The organism is uncultured Tateyamaria sp., from assembly GCF_947504105.1.
Lineage (GTDB): Bacteria > Pseudomonadota > Alphaproteobacteria > Rhodobacterales > Rhodobacteraceae > Tateyamaria.
On sequence record NZ_CANNGP010000002.1, the window covers coordinates 76156 to 89496 of the forward strand.

General features: G+C 58.0%; 11 protein-coding genes. 9 read left to right on the forward strand and 2 right to left on the reverse strand.

Annotated elements, in window-relative coordinates:
- The first annotated feature begins 6 nt into the window (after positions 1–6).
- The 6 genes from tsaE to trxA are packed head-to-tail and all read left to right on the forward strand — an operon-like array spanning position 7 to position 8780.
- Positions 7–480 carry a tRNA (adenosine(37)-N6)-threonylcarbamoyltransferase complex ATPase subunit type 1 TsaE gene (tsaE, locus tag Q1A75_RS01975; RefSeq protein ID WP_299547872.1) on the forward strand — a complete coding sequence of 158 codons (474 nt, stop codon included), beginning with the start codon at positions 7–9 and terminating at the stop codon, positions 478–480.
- Entirely contained in the window at positions 473–1492 is a 1020-nt protein-coding gene (locus Q1A75_RS01980) for a phosphotransferase (protein ID WP_299547875.1), read from the forward strand. The genes tsaE and Q1A75_RS01980 overlap by 8 nt, the downstream gene beginning before the upstream one ends.
- Entirely contained in the window at positions 1468–2160 is a 693-nt protein-coding gene (locus tag Q1A75_RS01985) for a nucleotidyltransferase family protein (RefSeq protein ID WP_299547878.1), read from the forward strand. The genes Q1A75_RS01980 and Q1A75_RS01985 overlap by 25 nt, the downstream gene beginning before the upstream one ends.
- Positions 2153–5104, forward strand: a complete 2952-nt coding sequence (addB, locus tag Q1A75_RS01990; protein ID WP_299548173.1) for a double-strand break repair protein AddB — start codon at positions 2153–2155, stop codon at positions 5102–5104. The genes Q1A75_RS01985 and addB overlap by 8 nt, the downstream gene beginning before the upstream one ends.
- Positions 5101–8421 carry a double-strand break repair helicase AddA gene (gene addA / locus Q1A75_RS01995; protein WP_299547880.1) on the forward strand — a complete coding sequence of 1107 codons (3321 nt, stop codon included), beginning with the start codon at positions 5101–5103 and terminating at the stop codon, positions 8419–8421. Before addB ends, addA begins: the two co-directional genes overlap by 4 nt.
- Before the next feature lie 38 nt (positions 8422–8459).
- Entirely contained in the window at positions 8460–8780 is a 321-nt protein-coding gene (gene trxA / locus Q1A75_RS02000) for a thioredoxin (RefSeq protein ID WP_299203380.1), read from the forward strand.
- 32 nt (positions 8781–8812) lie between these two features.
- Here trxA and Q1A75_RS02005 read toward each other — a convergent pair whose 3' ends face one another.
- A complete protein-coding gene (locus tag Q1A75_RS02005) occupies positions 8813–9724 on the reverse strand; it encodes a hypothetical protein (protein ID WP_299547883.1) in 912 nt (303 codons plus the stop codon).
- Positions 9725–9822: 98 nt separating this feature from the next.
- On the opposite strand from Q1A75_RS02005, the gene hslV reads away from it, so the two are divergent.
- Positions 9823–10380: an ATP-dependent protease subunit HslV gene (hslV, locus tag Q1A75_RS02010; RefSeq protein ID WP_299547886.1), complete on the forward strand. Its 558-nt coding sequence runs from the start codon at positions 9823–9825 to the stop codon at positions 10378–10380.
- Positions 10377–11414, forward strand: a complete 1038-nt coding sequence (locus Q1A75_RS02015) for an aldo/keto reductase (protein WP_299547889.1) — start codon at positions 10377–10379, stop codon at positions 11412–11414. The genes hslV and Q1A75_RS02015 overlap by 4 nt, the downstream gene beginning before the upstream one ends.
- A 54-nt stretch (positions 11415–11468) precedes the next feature.
- On the opposite strand, the gene Q1A75_RS02020 is transcribed toward Q1A75_RS02015, so the two are convergent.
- On the reverse strand, positions 11469–11861 hold the full coding sequence (locus tag Q1A75_RS02020; protein WP_299547892.1) for a DM13 domain-containing protein: 393 nt from the start codon (positions 11859–11861) through the stop codon (positions 11469–11471).
- A gap of 171 nt (positions 11862–12032) precedes the next feature.
- Here Q1A75_RS02020 and hslU point away from each other — a divergent pair, with 171 nt between their 5' ends.
- Complete coding sequence (hslU, locus tag Q1A75_RS02025) at positions 12033–13340, forward strand: ATP-dependent protease ATPase subunit HslU (protein ID WP_299547894.1); 1308 nt, start codon at positions 12033–12035, stop codon at positions 13338–13340.
- The last annotated feature ends 1 nt before the right edge of the window (position 13341 follow it).

A 13341-nucleotide genomic window follows, 5' to 3' on the forward strand; every position in this document is an offset into this window, starting at 1 on the left:
GGCGGGATGACGTCTGCCCCCCTTACCTTACATTGGCCAACCCAAGATGATACTGCCCACGCTGCTGCAATCCTTGGCCCTGCTTTGCGCCCTGGCGATGTGGTGTTGCTTGAAGGGGATGTTGGTGCGGGCAAGACCCATTTCGCCCGCGCGCTGATTCAATCTGTGCTTATGGAACCCGAAGATGTACCGTCACCCACCTTCACACTGGTGCAAGTCTATGACACTCGGAACGGCACGCTGTGGCATACTGACCTGTACCGCGTGTCAGCAAATACCGAGGTGGATGAACTGGGCCTGATAGACGCTTTTGAAGATGCGATTTGCCTTGTCGAGTGGCCGGATCGGCTTGGGCATTTGACACCAGATTCTGCCTTGACCATCGCCATCCAATCCAGCGGTGACGGTCGGATCGCGATGCTGCGCTGGACCGATCCACGTTGGTCAGACCGCCTGCAAGAGTTCATGTCAGATGCCTGACCGCGCAGCTTTTAGATCGAGTTTCCTCGAAAGTACTGGCTGGGCCAAGGCAACGTCCGAACTGGTTGCTGGGGACGCATCTAACCGACGGTATGACCGGCTTACACTTTCGGGCGATACACGCATCCTGATGGACGCCCCGCCGGACAAGGGCGAAGATGTTGGTCCCTTTGTGACCATCACAGCATATTTGCGCGGTGTGGGGCTGTCGGCACCGAAGATCTATGCCCAAGACGCGACACACGGTTTCCTGCTTATCGAAGACTTGAGCGACGATCTGTTTGTTCGGGTGATCGAGTCAGACAATACGCGGGAAACACCACTGTATGAGGCAGCGGTTGACCTACTTCTGAACTTGCACCGCGCTACGCCACCTGATTTGCCACGATATGATGCACATGTGATGACCGATGCCGCCTGCCTTGCATTTGACTGGTATCAGCGTGGCGTACTTGGATCCGTAGACGCAGACGCGCGCGCCGCGTTCGAAACGGCCATGCACGCAGCGCTTGAAACTCTTGATACGACGCAGCCGGTTTTGATCCAGCGTGACTACCACGCCGAAAATCTGATCTGGCTGCCGAAACGAACCGGATCGAAACGGGTCGGTTTGCTTGATTACCAGGACGCGATGCTGGGTCATCCAGCCTATGATCTGGTGTCTGTGCTGCAGGATGCGCGGCGCGATGTATCACCCGACCTTCAGCATCGAATGGTCGACCGGTATGTAGCTGGTTCCGGTTGTCCAGCAGCGCCATTCCACGACGCCTATGCTTTGCTGGGCCTGCAACGCAACCTGCGTATTCTGGGCGTCTTTGCCCGGTTGTCTCTCGCATATGGCAAACCACATTACATCGATCTGATCCCCCGGGTATGGGGACATATCGAAACGGACCTCTCGCACCCGGTCGCTGCGGAAATCGCACCGTTGATCCGCACGGCACTGCCCGCGCCAACCCCTGACATTTTGCAAAGCCTCAAAGACCAATGCCAAACGATCCCCCTGCCGTGATGATCTTTGCTGCGGGGTTCGGAACGCGCATGAAGCACCTGACCACGTCGCAACCCAAACCGATGATCCCAGTGGCTGGAATGCCACTGATTGATCATGCGCTTGGGATAGTGGACGCAGTGAAACCGCCGCGCATTGTGGTGAACCTGCACTATCTGCCCGACGCGCTTGAGGCGCATCTGGCCAAGCGCACCGTCACCACATTGCGGGAAGAACCTGATATTCTTGATACGGGTGGTGGACTGCGCAACGCGCTGCCTACTCTGGAAAGCAACCCGGTTCTGACCGTGAACCCGGACGCGATCTGGGCCGGGCCAAATCCATTACGTATGTTGCTTGAGGCATGGGACCCCATACACATGGACGCCCTTCTGACTTGCGTGCCTCTTGCCCAGGTCCACGGTCGAAACGGAGAGGGTGACTTCCGGCTGGATGACGATGGGCGTCTGCACCGCGGCGGCACAATGGTCTATGGCGGCACGCAAATCATGAAAACAGACCTGTTGCATGATGTGCCTGAGCGCGCGTTCTCCCTGAATTTCCCTTGGAACATGATGGCAGAGCAGGGGCGCCTCTACGGTTTGTCATATCCCGGTCACTGGTGCGACGTGGGTCACCCCGAGGGGATCGCAATCGCCGAAAACATGCTGCAGCGTCATGATGTTTGACCCGTCGGACAAATGCAGACTGTTCGGATGCGCCCCGGGTGTCGACTTTCCACTGGCCGTCGTGCGCGGGCTCGAGGATCGGCTAAAGGGCGCCCCACCCGAAGCCTGGGCGCACGTGACGCTGCTGGTCAACACCACCCGCATGGCCAGACGGCTGCGTGCACTGTTTGACGAAGGACCGGCGCGGTTACTGCCCCGCATCCGCATGATAACACAGCTGGGCGACCTGCTGCCAAGCGCGCCTCTGCCACCTGCCGCTCCACCGTTGCGGCGGCGGCTTGAATTGGCGACGCTGATCCAGAACCTTCTCGAGCGCCAACCCGACCTTGCGCCCGATGCAGGACCCTTTAATCTTGCGGACAGCCTTGCCACACTGATGGACGAGATGCAGGGCGAAGGGGTGAGTGCGGCCGATATCGCGCGACTGGACGTCTCGGATCAATCCGGCCACTGGGCGCGCGCGCAACAGTTCATCGCGATCGCGCAGGACTACATCAACCAAAGCAGCAGCGCGCCGGACCCTGAGGCCCGGCAACGTGAAACTGTCCTGCAATTGGCCGATCATTGGACTCATGCGCCACCAAAGGATCCAATGATTGTCGTTGGCTCAACCGGATCGCGCGGGACAACCTTGTTGCTGATGCAGGCGGTGGCGGCCCTGCCACAGGGGGCTGTTTTGTTGCCTGGTTTCGATGATCACATGCCTGCCCAAGTCTGGGATGCGTTGGGACAGGATCAGACTGCAGAGGATCACCCGCAATTCCGTTTCCTGCGGTTGTGTCATGCGCTCGATCTACATCCATCGGATGTTCAGACATGGACGGCGCTGGCCCCTGTATCCGCCCCACGCAATGCGCTTGTTTCGCTTGCACTGCGTCCAGCGCCCGTTACCGATGCATGGCGAGAGGAGGGGCCAAAGTTGACCAACCTTGGCGCCGCGACAGATACGATCACACTTGTCGAGGCCGACACGCCACGTGCCGAAGCAATCGCCGTCGCAATGCGCTTGCGGCAAGCAGCCGAGGAGGGGCAAAAAGCGGCTCTCATAACGCCAGACCGGATGCTGACCCGGCAGGTCACGGCAGCACTGGATCGCTGGGACATCCTGCCTGACGACAGCGCGGGAACGCCGTTGCATCTGTCTCCGCCGGGGCGGTTCCTGCGCCACATCGCGGCGCTGTTTCAGACCCCTCTGGATGCCGAGGCGCTGCTGACCCTGCTCAAACACCCGTTGTCGCATTCCGGCGCGGATCGCAACCTGCACCAATTGAACACCCAACGGCTTGAACTGCGAATTCGCAGAGATGGCTTGCCATACCCCGAACCTGACAGCCTGATGCGCTGCGCCTTGAAGGCCACCAGGCAGGTGGACGAGATCGAAACATGGGCCGCCTGGATTGGTGACCTTCTGTGTAACCGCGAAATTGCAGGAACACGGTCGCTGGATACGTGGGTGTCCCTGCACCGAACCCTTGCCGAAACGCTGGCACAAGGACCAAACGGCACCGATGCGGGTGAACTGTGGCAAAAGAAGGCTGGTCAGGCCGCGCGTAAAGTGATGGATGGGCTCGCTGAAAACGCAAGCTACGGCGGTGACATGTCCGCCCGTGACTATGCCGGCCTGGTCGCAACGGCCTTGCGCCAAGGCGACGATGTACGGGACCGCGACACGCCACATCCGAACATCATGATCTGGGGCACCCTTGAAGCGCGCGTTCAGGGCGCAGACCTGGTGATCCTTGCTGGATTGAATGACGGCACATGGCCGGAACCGCCAGCCCCTGATCCCTGGCTGAACCGCAAGATGCGTTTTGATGCAGGTCTGCTTTTGCCCGAACGACGGATCGGCCTGTCGGCGCATGACTTCCAGCAAGCCATCGCTGCCCCCGAGGTCTGGCTGACGCGATCTATCCGGTCAGACGATGCTGAAACGGTGCCATCCCGCTGGGTGAACAGGTTACGCAACCTGCTGCAAGGGTTGGCTGGACAAGGACAAACCGACCATTGGGGCGCAATGAAGTCGCGTGGTGCGTATTGGCTGACCCTGTCTCGGGAACTGGACCGAACTAAGGAAGAACCAAAGGCAAAGCGCCCCTCTCCTTGCCCACCCGTGTCTGCGCGTCCCCGTCGGTTCACGGTGACAGAAATCCAGACGCTCATCCGCGATCCTTATGCCATTTATGCAAAACACGTGCTGCGCCTACGGGCACTGCGGCCCTTGGTGCAGACACCTGATGCGCTTTTGCGCGGGATTCTATCGCACGACGTGATGGAACGATTCGTACGCGACACGCTGGACAATAGCGCTTCATTGACCGTCGAGGCGCTCATGATGCACGCCCACACTGTGTTGAACCGGGACGTACCATGGCCCGCCGCACGTGCGTTATGGCTGGCCCGGTTCGGGCGGGCGGCCGAATGGATTGTCGAGACCGAAAGAGTACGTCAGTCCATCGCCACGCCCACGCTGTTCGAAGATGAGGCCATCGGCAAACTCACCCTGCAAACGATCAAAACGGAACTGGAGGGGCGCGCAGATCGGGTGGATGTCGATGAGGCGGGGTCGGTCATTCTGTATGACTACAAAACCGGTTCGCCCCCGACCAAGGATCAGCAAAAGCACTTCGACAAGCAGCTTCTGATCGAAGCGGCGATGGTCGAGGAGGGCGGATTTTCTACCATAGGCCCACGCCCTGTCCGCGCCGCGCAATTCATCGGGATGGGCAGCAATCCCAAGACCGAAGATGCACCGCTGGATGTCGAGACACCGCGTCAGATCCTTGCCGAGCTCGTCGGGTTGTTGAGCGCTTATCTTGAAGGGGACAAAGGCTATACCTCGCGCCGCGCGCTTTACGAAGATCGCGAAGCACGGGACTATGATCAGCTTGCGCGCTTTGGCGAATGGGACGTGACCCAGGACCCGGCACCAGAGGTGCTGACATGACGGAGATGGCAAATGAAGCCACCCGCCGTCAGCAAGAGGCGGCACAACCCATGCAGTCCACGTGGCTGTCGGCGAATGCCGGATCGGGCAAGACACGCGTTTTGACGGACCGCGTGGCACGCCTGTTGCTAGAAAATGTCGAACCGCAACACATCCTGTGCCTGACCTATACCAAGGCCGCCGCCTCAGAAATGCAGAACCGTCTGTTTCAGCGTCTGGGCGCTTGGGCGATGCTGGATGATGATGCTTTGCGGGCGGAGCTGGCGGAACTGGGATTGGAGCATAAGCCCAATTCGCAGGAATTGCGCCACGCGCGCACCCTATTTGCCCGTGCAATCGAAACACCTGGTGGGCTGAAGATTCAGACGATCCACTCGTTCTGTGCGTCTCTACTAAGGCGTTTTCCGCTTGAAGCAGGTGTGAGTCCACAATTCACCGAGATCGAAGATCGGGCCGCTGATCTGTTGCGGGCCGAACTTGTCGACCAAATGGCGGACAGCGACGATGCCGATGTGCTCGTCCGTCTTGCCGCGCAATACAAAGGCGAGGATTTCCTTTCGCTTACCAAGGAAGTCGCAAGCAACGCCCTAAAATTCGGCGATCTGAGCACTGGTGACGCGCTTACTTTGCTTGGACAACCTGCTGATCTGACACGCGACAGTATTGTCGATGCCACCTTTGCGCCCGGCGATTGGGACATGTTGCAAGATCTGCTGCCGATACTTGCGATGCAGGGCGTAGCTGACCAGGCTGTCGGCGAAACGCTAAAGGACATCGTCGCGCTCGACACCGAAAGTCTGTCGATTGCAGAGGCTGCGTTTCTGACCCAAGCCGGAACCCGCAAGAAACGCTTTCCAACGAAATCCACACAACAGCAAGCGTCGCATCTTCTGCCGCAGCTTGAGTCTCTGATTGAAAGGGTTGAGGTGGCGCGTCAAGCACGCCTCGCCCTTGATGCGGCTGAACACACCGTTACTCTGCACCAATTCGCCCGCAGGTTTGCCAGACGGTACGCCGAAGCAAAGCAACGCCGTGGTTGGCTGGATTTTGATGATCTGATCCAGAAGGCGCAGCAACTGCTCAGCGATGACCGCGTGGCAGCTTGGGTTCTTTACCGGCTTGACGGCGGTATCGATCACATCCTCGTGGATGAGGCGCAGGATACCAGCCCGACACAATGGGACGTGATCCGACGATTGGCCGAGGAGTTTTCGAGCGGCGAGGGCGCACGGACCGATGTGATCCGTACAATTTTTGTCGTGGGAGACAAAAAGCAATCGATCTATTCTTTTCAGGGCGCCGACCCGCGTGAGTTTGACAGGATGCAATCAGAATTCGGCTCTAAACTGGCTGAATCAGAGCAGAAGCTGTGGGGCCGCAGCCTCGACTTTTCGTTCCGTTCTTCGCCCGCGATCCTGAATCTGGTCGACAAGGTTTTCCAGACCGAAGCCGGTGCTGGTTTTGGCGAGGGAGAGCACATTGCCTTCAATACAGACCTTCCCGGTCGGGTTGATCTGTGGCCGCTGGTGCCCAAGCCGGAAAAAACGCCCGAGCGAGAATGGTTCGATCCGGTAGACCGGCGAAGCGCTGAACACCAGTTTCGGACGCTGGCCATGGCTGTGGCGGGGCAGATGAAGCAGATGCTGGACGACGGCACATTGATACCTGACGCACAGGGTTCGAGGCCAGTGCAACCACGGGATTTCCTGATCCTGGTCCAGCGACGTGGTGGAATTTTTCCGGACATCATCCGGGCGTGCAAAGAACTTGAGCTGCCGATCGCTGGCGCGGACCGCCTCAAAGTCGGGGCCGAAACCGCTGTTCGTGACCTTGGCGCGCTTTTGTCTTTCCTTGCCACCCCCGAGGACAGCCTGTCGCTGGCCACCGCACTGCGATCACCCTTGTTCGGATGGTCCGAGCAGGATCTATACACTCTGGCGCACCACCGGACCGAGGATGAATTGTGGCGCAGCTTGCGTACAAAAACTGGCGAATACTCCGAAACAGTCTCGATTCTTCGAGACTTACGCGACAATGTCGACTTTCTGCGCCCCTATGATCTGATTGAACGGATGCTGACCCGACATCAGGGACGCCAACAGATGTTGGCGCGGCTTGGCAGCGAGGCGGAGGATGGGATCAACGCACTTTTGTCCCAGGCTTTGTCATATGAACGCAGCGAAGTACCCAGCCTGACCGGCTTTCTGACTTGGATGGAAACAGACGATCTTGAGGTCAAACGCCAGATTGACAGTGCATCGAACCAGATCAGGGTAATGACAGTGCATGGATCAAAGGGGCTTGAAGCGCCCATCGTGATCCTGCCCGAATGCGGCAAACGGGATTTCCAAATCCGCGGCAACGTGATCGACATCGACGGCACCCCCGTTTGGAAGGTGCCCTCGACCCACTTGCCGGAACGAATGGCAACCCGATTGGACGAATTGAAAGCAGCACAGCGACAAGAGTCGCTGCGGTTGCTTTATGTGGCTCTGACACGGGCTGAAAAGTGGTTGATTGTCGGAGCGGCCGGTGAACTCAACAAGAATGGCGACGATTGGCACCAGCGCGTTCTGGCGGGTGTGGAAGCGGATTGCGCCACAGCACTGGATACCCCAGTGGGCCCCGGTTTGCGCTTGCAACATGGCGATTGGGCGTTCGAAACGCCAAGCGCAGATCAGCAGGAAACCGAAAAGCGCGCTCTGCTGCCCATGATTTTTCAGAACACGGCTCCAAGCCCAGCGCCGCAGCAGGAAACGTTGTCACCATCAGATTTGGGTGGTGCCAAAGCGCGTCCCGGCGACGGGCTTGAGGAAGAGACCGCAAAAGCATTTGGAAACGTCGTACATGCTTTGTTGGAGGCCCCGGATATTGGTGCGCAAGCTATGCAGGAGGCAGACCTATCGGACGACCTGAAGGCGGAAGCACAAGCACAAGCGGATAGCGTGCGCTCCGATCCAGATCTTTCGTGGCTTTTTGCCAGCAACGTACTGGCCGAAGTGCCCGTGACCGCGGCACTTGGTGCCAGCCGCATGCACGGCACGATCGACCGGCTGCATGTGACCCCGGACGCTGTGCACGTGATCGATTTCAAGACGAACCGCATGGTACCGGAAAAACCCGAGCAGACGCCAGAAGGTGTTTTGCGGCAGATGGGCGCCTATGCTCATGCAATGGAGCAGATTTATCCGGATCGCGCCATCCAGTTGAGTATTCTATGGACCCACACCGGCACCTTGATGTGCATTCCGCACGATATCGTGACGTCAGCGCTGTTACGCACGCCATATCTTGACGATACAGTGGGGGGTACCTAGGTTGCCAGCCTACGCTTGAGCCTGGCAGGAGAACTCACATGGCAACCGTGGCCGTAACAGACGCAACTTTCGACGCCGAAGTCAAAAATTCCGATGTCCCCGTTGTGGTGGACTTTTGGGCCGAATGGTGTGGCCCGTGCAAGCAGATTGGCCCGGCCCTCGAAGAGCTGTCGGCCGAAATGGCAGGCAAAATCAAGATCGCCAAGGTGAACGTGGACGAAAACCCGAACTCACCCGCGCAAATGGGTGTCCGTGGCATTCCGGCCCTGTTTATTTTCAAGAACGGTGAAATCGTTTCGAACCGCGCAGGCGCCGCACCCAAAGCCGCGCTGCAAAGCTGGATCGAAGAAAGTATCTGAGAATTTCTGGGGCATCCGCAAGGCGGGTGCCCTTACCCCATTGGCCAGCCGGCGGCGGACAGTTTCGCAGCAATCTTGGCCTCGGCACTCTCATGGCCACCGTTGATTGCCATGTGTTGCCACGCCCACCATAGATACGCCGAGTAATCAGGCCTATGGGACTGGATACGGTCAAACGCATTCGGGTCTTGCCCCTTCAGTGTCACGTGGTGAAAGTCAGTTTGCCCAAACACAATTGCGGGCTTTCCAAAAAACATCCCGTCAAACGCCACGCTCGACGTCATTGTTACAATATATGAACAGCGAGGCAGCAGAGTATCCCGCCCGCCAGTCTGAATACTGAGATCGGGGTCACGCCTTTGCATCTTGTCCAGTACTGTCATCTCATCCGGGCTGTAGGTTTCTTTTGGGTGTAAAGTCGCAATGATCCGTTTTCCGGGGCATGCGGCGCGCGTCCGGGAGAGCATGTCGATCGGACTGCAGGATTGAAAGGAACGGTGATCCGTCAGACGGCCTTGCAGCGGTATATAGATGAAATCGTCATCACCGATATGATCAAGCAGCGGCCTGAAAATCCGCGCCTGCCAGTAGGAAAAGAACCGCTGCGCCTCGTTTCGAGGGCACGTCATCGGATCAAAACACGCCTGAGCCACATCCCATTTCCAGCGCTTGTCCGACGCCTGAATTTGCCAGAACGGATAGTGATAGACGCGGCGGAACGTCATTGCACGCTGGTTTGGCGGCGGCGTCATCTCGCACAGCGCATAGCCACGTCGCGTGCCGGCCTTCAAGCGCTCTGCTAACGTGTTTGGGTGATACGACACCTCATATCCTGTCCGTTCCAATACGTGCGCAGCTTTGGCGATGAAGTTATGTTCGCCATTCTTGACCCGGCGACGCGTGCCGTCATTAAGGTAAAATCGAACGCGTTTGGGGTGCGACATAACCGGACCCTAGGGGCAGCGGGTCAAGCGAGCAACCGGCCCTTGCCCGTCCGCGGGTAGACCGCCATATATTCCCACAACTGTTGAAGGAGAGCCAAATGGCCAGCTCAAACTTTCCCGGATGGCACGGGACCACGATCATCGGTGTAAAAAAGGGCGGTGAGGTCGTTATTGCTGGAGATGGTCAAGTGTCGCTTGGACAGACGGTCATCAAGGGGACGGCGCGCAAGGTAAGGCGGCTCAACCCCGGAGGATATGATGTGGTGGCGGGTTTTGCGGGATCCACAGCAGATGCATTTACCTTGCTTGAGCGGCTGGAAAGCAAATTAGAAGCAACGCCAGGTCAGTTGGCCCGTGCGAGCGTCGAGTTGGCCAAGGACTGGCGCACAGACAAGTATCTTCAAAAGCTGGAGGCGATGCTGATCGTATCGGATGGCGCGGACATGTTCGTCATCACGGGTGCGGGCGACGTGCTGGAGCCAGAACATGATGTGACGGCGATCGGATCTGGTGGAAACTACGCCCTTGCAGCGGCACGCGGCATGATGGACAGCGAACGGGACGCAGAAGCCGTCGCACGCGACGCAATGCGGATCGCAGCCGATATCTGCGTTTACACAAACGGCAACCTTACGGTGGAGAAGATCAGCAAATGACCGACATGACATATACGCGTCTGGGAAGTAGTGGATTGATCGTGAGCCGCATGTGTTTTGGGACCATGACCTTCAACCATGGGTCAGAGTGGATCCCGGGCGTTGCCAAGGTGGATCAGAAGGCTGCGACCGAAATGGTGGGCCGCGCATTGGACGCGGGTGTGAACTTCTTTGATACCGCTGATGGGTACTCGAGCGGCGAGTCCGAAGATATTTTGGGCAAGGCGTTGGGTATGCGCAGGAACGAAGCGGTGATTTGCACAAAGCTGGGTTTTCGCCAGTCAGATCAGGTTGGCGATGCCGGTCTGAACCGCAGTCACGTGCTGAAACAGGTTGAGGGTAGTCTGGGTCGTATGGGCATCGACCACATTGATCTGCTGGTGCTGCACAAAACTGATTTTACGACACCGATGGAAGAGACGTTAGCCGCTCTTCAAACTGCGGTTGAGGCAGGCAAAGTGCGGTATGTAGGCGTATCGAACTGGCCAGCCTGGCAGATGGCGCGCGCCGCGCAGTACCAGCGCGACCACAGGCTAACGCCCTTTGTGGCCGGACAATATCTTTATAACCTTGTCGCGCGAGACATCGAACAGGATGTCTTGCCGATGATGAGCCAGATGGGAGGCGGGCTGATGGCTTGGTCCCCGCTCGCAGGTGGGTTGCTGTCAGGCAAGTACGATCCCGACAAGCTGGAAGAGGGCGATGGGCGACTGAGCGAGGGGGGTGACTTCCTTGGGATCGACACCGCGACGGCCCGCAAGATGATTGAAACGCTAGCTGAAATCGCAAAGGCGCACGATGCGCATCCTGCAACGGTGGCTTTGGCGTGGTTGCTGGCCCAGGATCGTAGCCACAGCGTGATTTTCGGTGCGTCGAAAGTGAGCCATATGGATGCCGCCCTGGCAGCGCCAGGATTGATGTTGGCAGAGGACGAGTTGGCAAAGCTGTCAGACATCGCGCCCCCGGCCAAGCGTTATCCGCACTGGTTCGACACAATGATGACAGATGAGCTGAATAGCAAAATTCTATCCTGACACGACAAAGGCCGCCGATTTCCACAGCGGCCTTTTTCTTCGATCAAAGAAGGATCAGTTCAGCTTGGCAACGCCAAGCGGCACGTTGAATTTCTCGCACCAGATCCAGACTTCGTTGTATGTAGCGGCATCGATGCCATCCGGAACGTCAAACGTCTGCTTGCCTGCGTTAGCCTTGAGCAAGCCCATGAGCGTATCGCTGTCGTAGCCATCCCGGCCCAGCGCAACCTTGGGATCAGGGGCGCCGTCGAACCAGAAATCGTCCAGCAGGATCACCTGACTCTTCCCGTTCTTGGTCACGACTTCGGCGCGACCCTTTGTGATGTGATTGCTTTTGCCAGTGAATTCACCGATGCGGCCATGTCCACCGGCGAGCGCGAGTGTTGGCAGTGCAGTGGATGCCATCAGGGTGGCAGACCCGATAAGGAATGAGCGGCGGTTGGTCATGGGACAGTCTCCGAAGGTTCAATTCAATGGGGCCAAGTTACGCCTATACCGCGACAAAATAACCCAACCTCTCGCGCAAGTGATGCTGTGTTGATGAAATGCGCGCCAATCGTTGCGTTTCCCCCATTTTCGCATAGGTAAGGCAGGAAACTTGTAACAAACGGGCCGCTTGTGACTGACCTGACCCCTCGCGAAATCGTCTCTGAACTTGATCGATTCATTATTGGCCAGAAGGATGCCAAGCGCGCTGTTGCTGTCGCGCTACGGAATCGCTGGCGCAGAAAACAGCTGGACGATGATCTGCGGGACGAGGTTTATCCCAAGAATATCCTGATGATCGGCCCCACCGGCGTTGGCAAGACCGAGATCAGCCGGCGTCTGGCCAAACTGGCACGCGCACCGTTCCTCAAGGTCGAGGCGACGAAGTTCACCGAGGTAGGCTATGTCGGGCGCGACGTAGAACAGATCATCCGTGATCTGGTGGACGCTGCCATTGCCCAAACCCGCGAACACATGCGTGAGGATGTGAAAGCCAACGCACATCAAGCAGCCGAAGACCGCGTAATCGAGGCAATAGCCGGCACAGACGCCCGCGATGCCACGCGCGATATGTTTCGCAAAAAGCTTAAATCAGGCGAACTGGACGATACCGTGATCGAGCTGGATGTCGCCGATACCAGCAACCCATTCCCAACAATGGACATCCCGGGACAACCGGGTGGCGGCATGGGTATGATGAATCTCGGCGATATCTTTGGCAAAGCCATGGGCGGTCGCACGGTACGCAAGAAGCTGACCGTGGCGCAAAGCTATGAAGTGTTGATCGGGGAAGAAGCCGATAAACTGCTGGACGATGAAGCCGTCACCAAAACGGCACTTGAGGCCGTTCAGGAAAACGGCATCGTATTTCTAGATGAGATTGACAAGGTCTGTGCCAAATCAGACGCACGGGGCGGCGACGTCAGCCGCGAAGGGGTACAACGTGATCTTCTACCCCTGATCGAGGGAACCACCGTCAGTACCAAGCATGGTCCGGTCAAAACCGACCACATCCTGTTTATTGCGTCCGGCGCCTTCCACATTGCCAAGCCATCCGATCTGTTGCCCGAATTGCAGGGTCGCCTACCAATCCGGGTCGAGCTGCGTGATCTGACGGAAGACGATTTCGTGCGGATCCTGGAAGAAACAGACAACGCACTAACGCTGCAATACACCGCACTGATGCAAACCGAAAAAGTAACAGTGACATTCGAACCCGAAGGCATCCGCGCCTTGGCTCGCATTGCGGCGGACGTGAACAAGAGCGTCGAGAACATCGGCGCACGTCGGCTTTACACCGTGATGGAACGGGTATTCGAAGAGCTTTCGTTCAACGCACCGGATCGCGCCGGAGATGCAATCACGGTCGATGCAGATTTCGTCGAAGCCCATCTGGGCGAACTTGCGCGATCTACGGACGTCAGTCGTTACGTGCTCTAGC